General features: G+C 35.5%; 17 protein-coding genes. 11 read left to right on the plus strand and 6 right to left on the minus strand.

What is annotated here, in order from left to right:
* Window positions 1–32: 32 nt before the first annotated feature.
* From SM124_RS00960 to SM124_RS00970, 3 genes are all read right to left on the minus strand, one after another.
* Window positions 33–218 carry a DUF3813 domain-containing protein gene (locus SM124_RS00960; RefSeq protein ID WP_322444611.1) on the minus strand — a complete coding sequence of 62 codons (186 nt, stop codon included), beginning with the start codon at window positions 216–218 and terminating at the stop codon, window positions 33–35.
* On the minus strand, window positions 218–370 hold the full coding sequence (locus SM124_RS00965) for a hypothetical protein (RefSeq protein ID WP_322444612.1): 153 nt from the start codon (window positions 368–370) through the stop codon (window positions 218–220). Before SM124_RS00965 ends, SM124_RS00960 begins: the two co-directional genes overlap by 1 nt.
* A gap of 125 nt (window positions 371–495) precedes the next feature.
* Window positions 496–1314, minus strand: coding sequence for a Cof-type HAD-IIB family hydrolase (locus SM124_RS00970; protein ID WP_322444613.1), 819 nt, complete (start codon window positions 1312–1314; stop codon window positions 496–498).
* A gap of 325 nt (window positions 1315–1639) precedes the next feature.
* Between SM124_RS00970 and SM124_RS00975 the strand changes: the two genes are divergently transcribed.
* From SM124_RS00975 to SM124_RS00985, 3 genes are all read left to right on the plus strand, one after another.
* Entirely contained in the window at window positions 1640–2461 is an 822-nt protein-coding gene (locus SM124_RS00975; protein WP_322444614.1) for an alpha/beta fold hydrolase, read from the plus strand.
* 58 nt (window positions 2462–2519) lie between these two features.
* Complete coding sequence (locus SM124_RS00980) at window positions 2520–2828, plus strand: metal-sulfur cluster assembly factor (protein ID WP_322444615.1); 309 nt, start codon at window positions 2520–2522, stop codon at window positions 2826–2828.
* 166 nt (window positions 2829–2994) lie between these two features.
* Window positions 2995–4116, plus strand: coding sequence for a TIGR04053 family radical SAM/SPASM domain-containing protein (locus tag SM124_RS00985; RefSeq protein WP_322444616.1), 1122 nt, complete (start codon window positions 2995–2997; stop codon window positions 4114–4116).
* A gap of 47 nt (window positions 4117–4163) precedes the next feature.
* On the opposite strand, the gene SM124_RS00990 is transcribed toward SM124_RS00985, so the two are convergent.
* Both SM124_RS00990 and ric read right to left on the minus strand, forming a co-directional pair.
* Window positions 4164–4862 (minus strand): Crp/Fnr family transcriptional regulator, encoded by a 699-nt coding sequence (locus SM124_RS00990; protein ID WP_322444617.1) that lies wholly within the window; start codon window positions 4860–4862, stop codon window positions 4164–4166.
* A 456-nt stretch (window positions 4863–5318) separates the two neighbouring features.
* Window positions 5319–6020, minus strand: a complete 702-nt coding sequence (gene ric, locus SM124_RS00995; RefSeq protein ID WP_322444618.1) for an iron-sulfur cluster repair di-iron protein — start codon at window positions 6018–6020, stop codon at window positions 5319–5321.
* Between the two features lie 264 nt (window positions 6021–6284).
* On the opposite strand from ric, the gene SM124_RS01000 reads away from it, so the two are divergent.
* The 4 genes from SM124_RS01000 (at window position 6285) to SM124_RS01015 (ending at window position 9496) form a co-directional block, all read left to right on the plus strand.
* Window positions 6285–7550: a molybdopterin molybdotransferase MoeA gene (locus SM124_RS01000; protein ID WP_322444619.1), complete on the plus strand. Its 1266-nt coding sequence runs from the start codon at window positions 6285–6287 to the stop codon at window positions 7548–7550.
* Complete coding sequence (gene mobB / locus SM124_RS01005) at window positions 7538–8074, plus strand: molybdopterin-guanine dinucleotide biosynthesis protein B (RefSeq protein ID WP_322444620.1); 537 nt, start codon at window positions 7538–7540, stop codon at window positions 8072–8074. The genes SM124_RS01000 and mobB overlap by 13 nt, the downstream gene beginning before the upstream one ends.
* A 161-nt stretch (window positions 8075–8235) precedes the next feature.
* On the plus strand, window positions 8236–8655 hold the full coding sequence (locus SM124_RS01010) for a respiratory nitrate reductase subunit gamma (RefSeq protein WP_322445033.1): 420 nt from the start codon (window positions 8236–8238) through the stop codon (window positions 8653–8655).
* A gap of 115 nt (window positions 8656–8770) precedes the next feature.
* Window positions 8771–9496 carry a YwiC-like family protein gene (locus SM124_RS01015; protein WP_322444621.1) on the plus strand — a complete coding sequence of 242 codons (726 nt, stop codon included), beginning with the start codon at window positions 8771–8773 and terminating at the stop codon, window positions 9494–9496.
* 26 nt (window positions 9497–9522) lie between these two features.
* Here SM124_RS01015 and SM124_RS01020 read toward each other — a convergent pair whose 3' ends face one another.
* The gene (locus tag SM124_RS01020) at window positions 9523–10215 is read right to left on the minus strand and encodes a Crp/Fnr family transcriptional regulator (RefSeq protein ID WP_322444622.1); all 693 of its coding nucleotides are present in this window, start codon (window positions 10213–10215) and stop codon (window positions 9523–9525) included.
* A gap of 276 nt (window positions 10216–10491) precedes the next feature.
* Here SM124_RS01020 and argC point away from each other — a divergent pair, with 276 nt between their 5' ends.
* From argC to argD, 4 genes are read left to right on the plus strand one after another with little or no spacing between them, the layout of a single operon-like run.
* A complete protein-coding gene (gene argC, locus SM124_RS01025) occupies window positions 10492–11526 on the plus strand; it encodes an N-acetyl-gamma-glutamyl-phosphate reductase (RefSeq protein ID WP_322444623.1) in 1035 nt (344 codons plus the stop codon).
* Window positions 11527–11539: 13 nt separating this feature from the next.
* Window positions 11540–12772, plus strand: coding sequence for a bifunctional ornithine acetyltransferase/N-acetylglutamate synthase (gene argJ, locus SM124_RS01030; protein ID WP_322444624.1), 1233 nt, complete (start codon window positions 11540–11542; stop codon window positions 12770–12772).
* 11 nt (window positions 12773–12783) lie between these two features.
* Window positions 12784–13557, plus strand: coding sequence for an acetylglutamate kinase (gene argB / locus SM124_RS01035; protein WP_322444625.1), 774 nt, complete (start codon window positions 12784–12786; stop codon window positions 13555–13557).
* A complete protein-coding gene (argD, locus tag SM124_RS01040; RefSeq protein ID WP_322444626.1) occupies window positions 13554–14705 on the plus strand; it encodes an acetylornithine transaminase in 1152 nt (383 codons plus the stop codon). The genes argB and argD overlap by 4 nt, the downstream gene beginning before the upstream one ends.
* Window positions 14706–14761: the final 56 nt, after the last annotated feature.

Below are 14761 nucleotides of genomic sequence, written 5' to 3' on the forward strand. Positions count from 1 at the left end.
TTTCAAAAGTGCCAGCTTTATATACATTTGTGTTAAACTAATTGATCAAGCTCGTTTCGCATTTCTCTCAACTGTGCCTGTTCGGCCAGTGTAGAGTTTGCATACGCAGAATTTAAAGCATTTTTTGCACGCTCAATAGAATCATGTTGTCCACTTCCCGTTGAATTCTTTGCCATTTCAACGCTGCGTCTAGCTTCTTGGAATAGTCGGTTACCCATTATATTCCTCCAAGTGATGATTCTTTGACGTTTTCCATTTTGCGTGCTTCAGCTTCTGCATAAGTTGTATGATAAGGGATGCGTTCATCATGTTTTGACACACTATCAACACCTTGTTGGACAAATCGTTTTGACTTATTACGTTTACCCATCGTTAAATCCCTCCATCCGAGCTTTTTGAAACAGCATTGCCGCTTCCTTATCTAGTATGTGCTTTAGGTGAAGCGGATAAAATGGGGAGTTAATGGATTTACTTGAATTATTTTGACAGGAATATTTAAAGGGCTTTTAAATTTAAAAAGTCATTTAAATATTTTGCAATTCCATCTTCTTCGTTGGTTAATGTGATCTCATTTGAAATATTCTTTAATTCCTCAATTGCATTCCCCATGGCAATTCCTCGACCCGCAAACTCTAACATTTCTAAATCGTTGTCCTCGTCACCAAAGGCGATTATTCGTTCTTTTGGGATATGAAGGTAGTCTGATACTGTTTTGAGTCCAATCGCCTTATTAAGGCCTGTTTTTACAATTTCAATAACATGCCAAGGTGCAGCCCATCGGCGGTGATCAATCACTTCTGCGTGTACATCTGATAAATGATTGCGGATAGATTTTACATGTTCCTCATCTGTATGAATAAGTAAGCTTGTTGGATCATCTTTTAAAAATCTCCTAATATCCCCTGTAGTTATGGATGGTTCACCTAGACCAAAAATATCCATTAACTTTTCATCATGATAATGGAAATAAACATCATCAATTACCTCAGCAATAATATTGTGGAACTCAAAGGATTGACATGCCTCAACAATATCTTTAGCAACCCCCATATCTAAAGGCGTATGATAGGCTCCCCAGCTATTTTGTAATGGATGGTGTACAAAGGCTCCATTGAAATTTACTATCGGTGTATTTAAATTAAGTTCTTTATAATACATTTCACTAGAACGGAAAGGTCTTCCAGTCGCTATCATAACGATATGACCTTCCTCACGCGCTCTCGCAATTACTTTTTTAGTTGTAGATGAAATGGTTTTATCATCTTTTAATAATGTTCCATCTAAATCTAAGGCGATAAGATGTTTTTCTGCCATAAAAAAAGTCCTCCTCGTTCGTTCGTTAATATAGTTAGTGTAAAAAAACTTATGTATCTGTTCATTATGTTCTTCACTCTAAACGGGCGCTTCCGCTTTTCTTTTAAGTCTAAAGCTTTGAGAATTTAAATGTCTACATGTTACACTTGAAATATAGAAACAATTTACATTTCTTTAAAGACAAGTTGTATATACAATGTACGTTTTAAATTTTTTACTTATACACAATGTTAACAATTTTTTCAGTAAAACATAAATATATTGCCTTATTTTTATCACGAAACATTTGAATATAGTGGTGTTTTAAAGTTAGGGAGGGTAAAAAATGATTGTTGTAGAAAATAAACGTATAGGAGAAATACCGTTATTACACCTCGCTCAAAAGGAACTTTTTGATGAGAAGTTACCGTTAGTCATTTTTGTTCATGGCTTTACTAGTGCAAAGGAACACAATCTCCACTATGCATATTTGTTGGCTGAAAAAGGCTTTAGAGTGGTATTACCTGAAGCTCTTTATCATGGGGAGCGAAAACCGACTTTAAGCAAACACGATCTAAATATACGCTTTTGGGAAATTGTTTTAAAAATGATTGATGATTTAGATTTAATTAAAACCTACTTTGAAGGTGAAAATAAAATAGACAGTCAAAAGATTGGGCTTGCTGGGACCTCAATGGGAGGGATCGTTACTTTAGGAGCTTTAACTAAATATCCATGGGTAAAGTCAGCAGTTAGCTTAATGGGTATGCCCTATTATGAAAAATTTGCTCTTTGGCAGTTAGAAGAATTAAAAAAGAATAACATTACACTTCCATTAGCACAAAGTGATTTAGATCAATTATTAAATCAATTAAGGGAGCTTGATTTAAGTCTTCAGCCTGAAAAATTAGCAAACAGACCATTATTATTCTGGCATGGTAAACAAGATACAGTTGTCCCGTATCATTTTACATACCAGTTTTATAAAGAGATTAAGACTCTATATAAGAAAAATCCTGAGTATCTACAGTTCATTTCGGATGAACATGCAGATCATAAAGTAAGTAGAGATGGAGTACTTAAAACGGTAGAATGGTTTGAAAAGCATTTACTTTCCTCCGATATGATGTACATCACTTCCCTAGGAGAGCCATCTAGCATAAAATAAGGATGAGCCTTATGGTTTATTAATCAGAGTTTTTAAAAGAAATAAAGGAGTGACAAAATTGGATCAAGATTTAAAAGATAGTATGATGGGTGCTTTGGAACTTGTAGTGGATCCAGAGCTTGGTATAGATATCGTTAATTTAGGTTTAGTTTATGATGTTGATTTAGACGAAGAGGGAAAGGCAACTGTTACGATGACATTAACTTCAATGGGATGTCCATTAGCAGGAACGATTGTTGAACACGTAAAAGATGCATTAGCTGACATTCCGGAAGTGAAAGAAACTGAAGTTAATATTGTTTGGAATCCACCTTGGTCTAAAGAAAGAATGTCTAGATATGCAAAAATTGCTTTAGGAATTCGTTAATAAAAAATATACCTCCAGCCGCAGAAGCTATTTTCTTTCTGTGGCTTTTTTGTCGTGGATTAAACCGATTGTGAGGTACTTCACACATTTATGAGAAAAAGTCTTTTATAATTAGGTTAGGTTTAATGCTACTTAACATGAAGACACAATATAGGGGTGCATAGTCATGCATATAAATAGAGATTTTAATAAGAATCCTTTTATTGTTATTTGGGAATTAACTCGGGCCTGTCAATTAAAATGTTTACATTGTCGTGCTGAAGCTCAATATAGAAGAGATCCAAGGGAGTTAACTTTTGATGAAGGTAAGGATTTAATCGATCAAATATATGAGATGAACAACCCAATGCTTGTTTTTACTGGCGGGGACCCGTTAATGAGAAAAGATGTTTTTGATATAGCAGAATATGCGGTCAAAAAGGGTGTAAGAGTGTCAATGACTCCGAGTGCAACCCCTAACGTTACGAAGGAAGCAATCGAAAAAGCTAAGAATGTAGGTTTATCTCGTTGGGCCTTTAGTTTAGATGGACCAAATGCAGAAATACATGATCATTTTCGTGGAACTTCAGGTTCGTTTGACTTAACGATAGAAAGAATAAAATATCTACACGAATTAGAAATACCTATCCAAATAAATACCGTTATTTCGAGGTACAACAATGACTATTTAGATGAAATGGCAAAGCTTGTAGAAGAGTTAGAATGTGTTCTATGGAGCGTGTTCTTTCTAGTACCTACTGGTAGGGGACAAGAGAAGGATATGATTTCACCACTTGAGCATGAGAAAGTATTTTTATGGCTACAAGATTTAAGTAAAAAGGTATCTTTTGATATAAAAACAACTGCAGCTCAGCATTATCGCAGGGTATTTATCCAACAAAAAATGAGAGAAATGAAAGATCATGGAGAAGAAATTCAATATTTAGATGCGCTCACTCAACAAGGGTTAACAGGATCCATTGATGGACTGGGAAGAGCGCCAAAAGGTGTAAATGATGGAAATGGCTTTGTCTTCATCTCACATATTGGTGATGTTTATCCTAGCGGTCTTCTACCTGTTAAAGCGGGTAATGTGAGAGAGCAACCTCTTGCCGAAATCTATAGAGATTCACCAATCTTTAAGGACTTAAGAAATCCAGATAAATATAAAGGAAAATGTGGGCAATGTGAGTATCGTTTTGTATGTGGGGGTTCTAGGTCAAGAGCTTATGCATTAACAGGTGATTATTTAGAAAGCGAACCATATTGCATCTATATACCAAAGGCAATGAGAAAGAAAACGGTATAAAAGATAAAAAGGAGGGTTTCACCAACTGGGAAACTCTCCTTAAATAATTATTCAATACTACAATAAATATCCGGGCAATTTTCACACCCGATTTCATTTTTCAAAAATTGTAAGTCACGTACAACGATTTTCCCTTTACTAATAGAAATAACGTCTGCTGATTTTAATTCATTTAAAATTCTATTCGTACTTTCACGGGAAGTGGCACAGAAATTCGCTAATTCTTGATTGGTTAAAGGTAAATCAATAAGAATTCCTTCGCTTGTGGCAATTCCATAACTATTTGTCATTCTTATGAGTGTGGAGTAAAGAGCTCCTTTTTTCCCGTTTAAAACTAGGTCTCGAAATTTCGTCTGCGTTTTACGAAAGTGGTCACTCATCCATTTCATAAACTCAAATGCTAAAGCACTATTATGGAACACCTCTTTTTCGAGTGTCTCTTTTCGAATTGCAAGTATTTCTCCTTGTTCTAATACTTTTGCGCTTAAAAGATACTTTGGATTATCTGTAAATAAAGTTAACTCTCCACAAATGTCGTTCTCTCCACAAATGCGTAAAGAAAGTTCTCTTCCATCTGCAGTGATTTTACTAATTTGAACTTTACCAGAAAGGACGATATAAAGCTCTTCTGCTTCCATACCCTCTTGGAATAAATATGTTCCCTTTTTAGTTTTAAACTTTCGATCCGATAGGTGAAGTAATTCTTTAATCTCAATAGAATGTGTAGATTTTAGTTTGCCTGTCATCACCGTCACCCCTAACTATCAATATGGTTTTTATATAAATGCTCTGACTCAAATGTCAGAGGCAAAATGATTTATTTATTTGGATCTTTTCTAAAACCTTGTTGCTTCTCACATATATAAATTTGCCTATAAATTATACATGCTACATTGGTTTAAAAGGTCATTAGTTTTAGAAAAAGCCTTACCATCTAAATTTGTAGCACTCTTTAACTATTTAAGGGTAAAAATCGGCTTTTGGATTTTTACAAATAACAACAATCATTACGATAACAGCCATTTATTTTTATAGAATGAAGGATGGGGAGGATGAAGTCAATATCATTGAGAGTATGTTAACAATATGTTCACCTTTATAATATTATTTTTGAACAATTGATGACATTTGGTATATCTTTGCTCTAACCTAATACGTTTTTGTGTAAAAAAAGAGCTACGAATCATCGTAGCTCAGGCAATCTATGCTTCTATATATCTAGGGAATAAAATGTTGTTTTCTAAATGTACATGCATGAAAGTTTCCCCTTCAAGTAGTTCTAATCTTTTGTAGACTAAACGATATGTTCCACATGCGTCTAATGGAGGAGTAAAATCGGAAGTGATTTCACGTAACTCTTTAAGAATAGCACCAGCATGGTCATGTTCTTTTTCAAGTTCCTCAATTTGTTGAATGATTTGCTCTTTATTTTCTACGTTCGGATCTTCTAATTGCTGAAGTAAAGGAAAGACGATTTCTTCTTCTTTAGCTGTATGCTCTAGTAGTTCTCTCTTTAATTCGTAAAATAATTCGTATACTCTTAATAACTCAGGACGGTGTTCACCATGAACTCTGGATACTTTAGTAACATAAGGACTTAAATTTGTTAGTTCTTCTTCAAGGGGACGGTGGTAATGGTCTTTAATATGGTCAATAATTTTATCCGATGCTGATTCTGTCCAAACGGATAAATCTTCTTCCATGCCTTCATTATCAATAAAAACTTGTTTAAGTTCTTCCATTAATTGCTTTAGGTCTACCGATTTTTCGCTAGCTGCTTGTTCTAGTGGGATATTTCCTCCACAACAAAAATCGATGCGATATTTTTTAAAAAGGTCAGCTGCTTTAGGCATTTCATTTACAATATCCTTAACTTTTGATTCTACTGTGAATGGAAAATTCATTTAAATCTCCTCCTATAGGTAAAGGCTCTACTAGTTAGTTCGAATAGTAGCCTGTTGTTTACACTCTTAGAATAATGGAATCCTAATGTTAATGAGGTGATGAGCGTCACACATTTTGTTTTATTCTCGATTAAATTGTGACAATTTTTAGTGTAGGGTTGAAACAATTGTCTTGTTTATTGATTTCGTGTAGGTTAATAATATGTATGGAAATAATACATAATTGAAAAAATAGAAGCCCGAATAATTATGGGAGTTGATTAAATGGTAGAAAGAAGAATGCCTATACCAGTTGGTGAGGCAGTTTCAAAGATTATGAATTATAAACGAAATGGTGAAACCGAGTTTGTGTCAATATATGATAGTTATAATAGATATTTATCGGAAGACTTAGTTGCAACACATGATGTTCCTCATTTTGACCGTTCTCCTTATGACGGATTTGCTATACGTTCGGTTGACAGCTCTGAAGCATCATTAACTAATCCCGTAGAATTTGAAGTTATAGACCACATTGGGGCAGGTATGGTTACAACAAAGGAAGTAGGTCCCTTTCAAGCTGTTCGAATTATGACAGGTGCTCAAATGCCTAAGGAATGTGATTGTGTTGTTATGCTTGAACTCACCACATCTTCTGAACGTGAAGATCATACGTATATGTCAATAAAGCGCTCATATAAGAAAGGAGAAAATGTCTCTTTTAAAGGTGAAGATGCCAAAAAGGGGGATGTTCTCGTAAAGAAGGGGTCAAAAATCAATCCAGGAATTCAAGCGATATTAGCAACATTTGGCTATGAAAAAGTGCCTGTTGCTAAAAAGCCATTAATAGGACTTTATGCAACGGGGACTGAACTATTAGAAGTAGAGGATGAACTTCAACCTGGTAAAATTAGAAATAGCAATTCACATATGATCTGTGCACAAATTGAAAGAGCTGGAGCGGCTGTTAAGTATTTTGGTAAATTACCTGACGAATTCGATACTTGTTATGAGGCTATCAAAAATGCAATAGATCAAGTAGATATTCTAATTACTACTGGTGGGGTCTCAGTAGGTGATTTTGATTATTTACCCGCTATTTACGAGAAATTAAATGCAAAAGTCTTATTTAATAAAGTGGCCATGCGTCCTGGTAGTGTTACAACAGTGGCAACTCTAGAAAATAAGATTTTATTTGGGTTATCAGGAAATCCATCAGCTTGCTATGTTGGGTTTGAGTTATTTGCTAGACCGATTATTCATACTATGTTGTTCTCAAAGAAACCACATTTGAGGAAGGAAAAAGCAATACTTGAAGTTGACTTTCCGAAAGCTAATCCATTTACAAGGTTTGTGAGAAGTAGATTATCTATTCAAGAGGGTAGGCTTGTGGCAGCACCAAGTGGTGTAGATAAATCAAATATTGTTATGAGCCTAGCTGGGGCCAACTCCTTTATCGTGTTACCAGGTGGTACAAGAGGATTTACGGCAGGCGATGAAGTCGAAGTATTATTGCTTGAAGATACAGTAGGAAGCGAATGGCCGTGGTAAAACCTGTTATTTTTCAGGTAGTTGGCTTTCAGAATAGCGGAAAAACTACCTTCTTAAAAAATCTAATAAACATGTTGAGTAAGGAGAGCATTAAGGTTGTAACGATCAAGCACCATGGCCATGGAGGAAAACCTGAGGTTCCAGAAGCTAAAGACTCCTCTCAGCATATTGAAGCTGGTGCCGTCGTTTCATTGGTGGAAGGTGAAGGACGACTGATCCTTCAAGCGGAAATGGAGACGTTCGGACTAGTAGAAAAAATTCAGCTAATCTCTTTTTTTAAGCCTGACATTATTTTAATTGAAGGTCATAAATTTGAAGATTATCCTAAGGCTGTGATTATTCGAAATGAGGAAGATGTCACACTCCTAAATAAATTAAAGAATGTCCAAGTGATATACTTTTGGGATGAGGAACTTATGGTAGGGATTGAATTTGAAAAGATTCCTTCATTCCATAAAGATGACCCAAATGGGATTGATTGGCTCATGGGGTCTATTAAGGACTTTCAGTTGAAAAATGTTTAGCCTAACCAACCTCATAGGTGCTTGTTCATAAAATAGTTGAAAAAAATTAATAAATTTGTCAAAAATGTAACTTTTGTCACTGATTCCTTTATCATTCCTTGTTACTATAATTCAAGGGGAATATGTTTGATTTATAGAGGATTGGGGTGAGAATAGTGGAGATGTTACCGTTCATGCTCTGGATTATTTATCCTTATATGGTAGTGGCTATATTAGTGATGGGAGTAATATGGCGAATGGATACGACCAAACTACATGAAGGGGAGCAAGTTTATAAGAAGCAGAGCCTATTGGTAGAACGAGCCTTGAGCGCGTTACTCGTTTTATGCTTGTTAACAGGGTTAGGTGTGTTTGCTTTTTATAATATTTCTGATGATCCAAAGCAGCTATTACATTGGGTCATAAGTTTAGCTTACCTTGAGCCGGATATGGACTTAATACGTAATATTTCTTTCCTTTCTCGCTTACATTTTATTTTAATTCTCACTCTTTTATTAGCTCTATCTTTTACAAAATATTTATCGTATTTAATAAAACCACATTTATACTTAAGGAATAGATTCATAAAGAAGTTACAGTAAAGCTGCCAATTAGAATGGTAGCTTTTTGTTTTTATTTGAATGTGATGTGCCTCACATACTCTTCAAACTAATTATTTTATAGTAGAAGTAGGTTATAACAAGGAGTGAAACCTATATGAAACTATTTTTGCCTAAACAACATGGGGCATGGGCTATGCTATTTATCCCTTTTTGGTTAGGGGGATTTTCAGGTGGACTTATTTGGCAGCATGTACCGTTTTTCTTTGGTTGGCTGTTGTTATACTTAGCGACCTATCCAGCACTACTTTTATTTAAAAAGAAAAAGAATAAAGCGTCTCTTTATACAAAATGGACAATTATATATATGGTACCTGCTTTACTCTTATTATTAGTGCCATTAGTTACTCGACCTACTATTATTTACTTTGGATTTGTAATGATACCCTTCTTCATTTTGAATGCTTATTATTCTAGTATAAATAATGAAAGAGCCTTACTAAATGATATTAGCGCCATTATAGTATTTGGAATAGCAGGTTTAGCTAGTAGTTTTTTAACATTGGGTGAGTTGAATGAGTATTCTATCATTGTTTTTATATCTACTGTTTTATTTTTTCTGGGAAGTACTTTTTATGTAAAGACAATGATTCGTGAGAAGAAGAGTAAGTTGTACAAGGGAATTTCATGGGGGTATCATAGTTTACTTCCTATTATGTGGATAGTAAGTGGTTTTTCGTGGGTTGCGCTAGCATTTATACCAAGTCTTTTAAGAGCCATATATTGTTATGGTAAACCGTACTCAGTTAAGAAGGTCGGAATACTAGAAATCGTGAATGCAGTTCTATTTTTTATTATTCTGTTAATAGCAATGATGATATAAAAAACTCAGCTATAAGCTGAGTTTTTTCATTCTACATTGCATATGTCAATTGGACAGTTTTCGCAGTCAATTTCTATTTTTAAATATTCAAGATCATGTATGGTGATAATCCCTTTTTCAATAGAGATCACCTCGTTTTTTCTCAAATCACTTAGCAAGCGGTTAACTACTTCCCTGGAGGTTCCACAGAAGTTGGCTAGTTCTTGATTGGTTAAGGGAGTGTCAATCATAATTCCCTCAAGACATTTCATCCCATAGCTATTAGATAAGCGGATTAAAGTCGAGTACAGAGCTCCCTTTTTTCCATGTAGAATTAAGTCTCTAAACTTTGTCTGTGTTCGTCTATATTGCCCGCTAAACCATTTCATAAATTCAAGTGCAAGAGCATGGTTTTCTCCGAGCTTTTCTTCAAGTTCTTTCTTAGAAATGACCGCTACTTCTCCACTTTCATTAATTTTAGCATTTAACATATAGTTTTGGTCTTCGCAAAAAATGACGAGTTCACCGATCAAATCTCCTTCAGAACACATCCGAATCGTAAGTTCACGTCCATCGGGAACCATTTTACTAAGTTGAATTTTACCACTAAGGACTAGATATAGTTCCTTTGCAATTTGCCCTTCGTGAAAAAGGTATGTCCCTTTCTCAATTCTTCTAATATGGTTAGCTGTTCGCAATAATTCTAGTAATTCTGTAGATAATTGAGTGTATGACTGCATATTTTAACCACCTTTTTATTGGAAGGAAGTTCTTCGCTAGTTTAACTATAAAGATAGTGTGAAGTGAGAGTCAACCTTACAATGTTTTTATTTTAGTAATATTGTCCTGTTTTCAAAAAGAAGACAAATTTAAAAAAATAGTAATTCCGTTATAAAAGAAAAATTTTCAAAAATTGGGTTGATTTTATAAACTGACCTTCTTATAATAAGAGAATCGATTTATAAAAATTAATTTTAGTAAATAAATATACATTAGGTGTGAGAAAGGATAAGGTTATGAAAGTATCAATAATAGGGGTAACTGGATATAGTGGGGTTGAACTCCTAAGAATTTTACATTCACATCCTGTATTCGACATACACTCTATCCATTCTACAAAAGTTGACCGTTCCATTTCAGAGGAGTATCCTCATATGCTACACATTATCGATAAGAAAGTGGAGGATATTGATTTTGACCGGATTGGAGAAGAAAGTGACGTAGTATTTTTAGCAACGCCATCAGGAATATCAAAGAGACTGGTAGAACAACTGATTGATAAGGATATTAAAATCATTGATTTATCTGGTGATTTAAGGCTGAAAGATTCAAGTGAGTATATTCAGTGGTACAAAAAGGATCCTGTTAAAAACTCCATACTAACTGAGTCTGTGTACGGACTCAGTGAATGGAATGAGGAAAGCATTCAATCAGCCAAGTGGATAGCTAACCCTGGTTGTTACCCGACAGCAACCTTACTAGGTCTAGCACCAGTCATTATAGAACAATTTGTAGAGCCAGCCTCTATTATTGTTGATGCAAAATCGGGTACTTCAGGAGCTGGAAAAACCCCATCTAACGGGACCCTTTATACAGAAGTGAATGAAAATCTAAAAATTTATAAAGTAAACGAACACCAACATACGCCAGAGATTGAGCAGCAACTAAGAATGTGGAATGGAGAGATTAAGCCCATTACATTTTCCACCCACCTCTTACCTGTTACAAGAGGGATTATGACAACGATATATGTTCAATTAATAGAAGATTTGGACACTGATAAACTTATAGATTTATATAAAAACACCTATGAAAAGCATCCATTTGTTCGAATACGCCCTAAAGGTACTTTCCCTGCCATAAAGGAAGTATGCAGTACAAATTATTGTGATATTGGCCTGCATGTTGACAAGCGAACAGGGAGGTTAACCATTGTCTCAGTGATTGATAATTTAATGAAGGGTGCTGCAGGTCAGGCCGTTCAAAACGCAAATATTATGTTTGGATTAGATCAGCAAACGGGCCTTAATTTTAGCCCACTGTACCCATAAGGAGGAATAGGTGTTGGAAGCTATATCGGTGTGTTTACAGGTTAAAGAAGTGAAAGAAGGAAGTATTATTACTCCACGTGGTTTTCAAGCAGCGGGAACGCACGCCGGATTAAGATACACAAAGAAGGATATAGGAATGATTACAAGTGAAGTTCCCGCTTCAAGTGCAGCAGTCTACACCTTAAACACCTTTCAAGCAGCACCTTTAAAGGTCACACAAGAGAGCATTGGTCAGGAGGGACTACTCCAAGCAGTTGTTGTAAATAGTGCCTGTGCTAATGCTTGTACTGGTGAAAGAGGACTGAAAGATGCCTTTAAAATGAGGAATTTGGCAGCTGAAAAGCTTTCTATAAACCCACATTTAGTGGCAATTGCCTCAACAGGAGTGATTGGTGAATTCTTGCCAATGAATAAAATCGAAAAAGGAATTGAAGAAATAGAAGTAGGTTGTTCTATACAGCATTCCAAAGATTTTGAAACAGCTATATTAACAACAGATACAGTGACAAAGAATTGCTGTTATTCAGCTGAGATTGATGGTAAGACCGTTTATATGGGAGGAGCAGCAAAAGGCTCTGGGATGATTCATCCCAATATGGCAACGATGCTTGGTTTTATTACTACAGACGCAAACATAGCTCCTGAGCATTTGCAGTTTGCTTTAAAACAAATAACAAACCATACATTTAATCAAATTACCGTTGATGGAGATACTTCCACAAATGACATGGTTCTTGTAATGGCAAATGGTTTGGCTGAAAATGATTCCCTCTCTCCTAACCACAAAGATTGGGAAACCTTCATTCAATTACTAACTAAAACGAGTGAGAGCTTAGCGAAACAGATAGCTAAAGATGGGGAAGGTGCAACCAAATTAGTTGAAGTAGAAGTAATCGGCGCAAAGTGTGATGAAGATGCAAGAAAAGTAGCTAAACAAATTGTTGGTTCTAACTTAGTTAAAACCGCTATCTATGGAGCAGATGCAAACTGGGGAAGGATTATTGGAGCCATTGGTCAGTCACAGGCAGCAATAAATAGTGGCACAGTAAATATAAAAATCGGTCCCATTGCCATGTTACAAGATAGCGAACCGCAATTGTTTAATGAAGAGGAAGCAAAAGATTATTTATCAAACGATTTGATTCATATATTCGTAGATTTACAAATGGGTAATGGGAAGGGTAAAGCTTGGGGATGTGACCTTTCTTATGATTATGTGAAAATAAATGCAAGTTATCGAACATAAGGAGTGGGAGTGTGAAAAAGGTATTAATCAAATGCGGAGGAAGCATTCTAGATGAGCTATCCCATGACTTTTTTTCGAGTTTGCATGAGCTAAAAAAGTCGGGATATGAAGTGGTCATTGTTCATGGTGGTGGTCCAGACATAAATAAAATGTTAGAAAAATTAAACGTGACTCCAGAATACGAGAACGGGCTTCGAAAAACAAATGAAGAAACGTTGCAAGTAGTTGAAATGGTGCTCAGTGGACAAACAAATCGTAAGCTTGTTCAATTATTGGAAAGTCATCAACTAAAGGCATTTGGCATTCACGGAAGCGATAATGGAATTCTTCAAGGCGAGTTGATTGATCAAAAAAGGCTTGGTTTTGTAGGGGAAGTGAAGGAAGTAAATGACGAGATTATTCATCACCTATTACAAAAGAATCTAATACCGGTTATTACACCAATCGCCACAAATAAACTTGGTCAAAAATTAAATGTAAACGCTGATTATGCTGCAGCAGCTGTTGCACATGCACTTGGAGTTGAACATTGTATTTTTGTGACAGATGTAGTTGGAATCTTGATTGATGGAGAATTAGCCAGGGAACTCACTACTGATGAAGTAGAAGATAATATTACAAATGGAAAAATTTACGGTGGAATGATTCCAAAAGTTCAATCTGCTTTGGCCGCTCTTGAAAAGGGAATATCAAGTGTCATGGTTGTCTCAGGAAATAGTCCGTTTTATCAGCAGGGAAAATGGCTGGGTACAAAGATTAAAAGAAAAGAGGTCATGACTAAATGAGTCATTTGTTTCCAACATACGCACGAATGAACATTGAACCTGTCCATGCTGAAGGATGCTATATTACTGACAAAACAGGAAAGAGATATATAGATTTCACATCAGGAATTGGTGTATGTAATTTAGGCCATCAGCCACCATCTGTAAAATCAGTCATTGAAAAGCAATTAAACCAATTCTGGCATGTGTCCAATTTATTTGAACAAGAGGGGCAAGAGGTAGCAGCAAAATCACTTGCGGAAGCCGCAGAAATGGACTCAGTCTTTTTCTCCAATAGTGGGGCTGAAGCAAATGAGGGTGCCATAAAGCTTGCTAGAAAAGCAACGGGCAGATCCAAAATTATTACATTTGAAAAGTCATTTCATGGAAGAACCTTTGGAGCGATGTCTGCAACAGGGCAGGATAAAATTAAACAAGGTTTTGGACCTATGTTAGAAGGTTTTGTCTATGTTCCTTTTAACGATTTTGAAGCCCTTGAAACGGAAATGGGTCAGGATATAGCAGCCGTTATGCTTGAAGTCATACAGGGTGAAGGCGGTTTGTATGTAGGAAGTGAATTGTTTTTAAAACAAGTAGAATCTTTATGTAAACAATATGGTGCCTTACTTGTTATTGATGAAATACAGACTGGAATTGGGAGAACGGGTAAACCATTTGCCTTCCAACATTTCAACTTAAATCCTGATATAGTAACGTCAGCAAAAGGATTAGGTAGTGGTCTTCCCATTGGTGCCATAATCGGAAAAGAGTATTTAAATGAATATTTTGGTCCAGGTAGCCATGGTTCTACTTTCGGTGGAAATCCAATTGCCATTAGTGCTGCTAATCAAACAATGAAGGAAATTTTTAATCAGGAGTTTCTCCTAAAGGTAAATGAGAAAAGTGAATTAGTCTTTTCTTTGTTACAAAGTCAACTAAATCGTGAATCTATTGTTAAAGAAGTTAGAGGTCTTGGACTAATGATTGGGATAGAACTTGCTTCTCCAGTCCAGCCTTTATTAACTGTTTTAAGAGAAAGAGGAGTGCTTGCACTTCCGGCTGGGGACACCGTTTTAAGATTATTACCACCTTTAATAATGAATAAAGAGGAGCTTGAAGAAGGGATTACCATTATTTGTAATACTATAAATGAAATGGTTTATGCATAAGTAGGTTTGAATTTTTTTTATAATAAAATGAATAAATATTTATTTGTAGAAATAAG

Origin of the sequence: Robertmurraya mangrovi (assembly GCF_034427655.1) — a bacterium.
GTDB lineage: Bacteria > Bacillota > Bacilli > Bacillales > Cytobacillaceae > Robertmurraya_A > Robertmurraya_A mangrovi.

Excerpts from the sequence above, each read along its gene's own strand:
- SM124_RS00960 (WP_322444611.1), bottom strand. The coding sequence starts at position 218 with ATGGGTAACCGACTATTCCAAGAAGCTAGACGCAGCGTTGAAATGGCA.
- SM124_RS00965 (WP_322444612.1), bottom strand. The coding sequence starts at position 370 with ATGGGTAAACGTAATAAGTCAAAACGATTTGTCCAACAAGGTGTTGAT.
- SM124_RS00970 (WP_322444613.1), bottom strand. The coding sequence starts at position 1,314 with ATGGCAGAAAAACATCTTATCGCCTTAGATTTAGATGGAACATTATTA.
- SM124_RS00975 (WP_322444614.1), top strand. The coding sequence starts at position 1,640 with ATGATTGTTGTAGAAAATAAACGTATAGGAGAAATACCGTTATTACAC.
- SM124_RS00985 (WP_322444616.1), top strand. The coding sequence starts at position 2,995 with ATGCATATAAATAGAGATTTTAATAAGAATCCTTTTATTGTTATTTGG.
- SM124_RS00990 (WP_322444617.1), bottom strand. The coding sequence starts at position 4,862 with ATGACAGGCAAACTAAAATCTACACATTCTATTGAGATTAAAGAATTA.
- ric (WP_322444618.1), bottom strand. The coding sequence starts at position 6,020 with ATGAATTTTCCATTCACAGTAGAATCAAAAGTTAAGGATATTGTAAAT.
- SM124_RS01000 (WP_322444619.1), top strand. The coding sequence starts at position 6,285 with ATGGTAGAAAGAAGAATGCCTATACCAGTTGGTGAGGCAGTTTCAAAG.
- mobB (WP_322444620.1), top strand. The coding sequence starts at position 7,538 with ATGGCCGTGGTAAAACCTGTTATTTTTCAGGTAGTTGGCTTTCAGAAT.
- SM124_RS01010 (WP_322445033.1), top strand. The coding sequence starts at position 8,236 with ATGTTACCGTTCATGCTCTGGATTATTTATCCTTATATGGTAGTGGCT.
- SM124_RS01015 (WP_322444621.1), top strand. The coding sequence starts at position 8,771 with ATGAAACTATTTTTGCCTAAACAACATGGGGCATGGGCTATGCTATTT.
- SM124_RS01020 (WP_322444622.1), bottom strand. The coding sequence starts at position 10,215 with ATGCAGTCATACACTCAATTATCTACAGAATTACTAGAATTATTGCGA.
- argC (WP_322444623.1), top strand. The coding sequence starts at position 10,492 with ATGAAAGTATCAATAATAGGGGTAACTGGATATAGTGGGGTTGAACTC.
- argD (WP_322444626.1), top strand. The coding sequence starts at position 13,554 with ATGAGTCATTTGTTTCCAACATACGCACGAATGAACATTGAACCTGTC.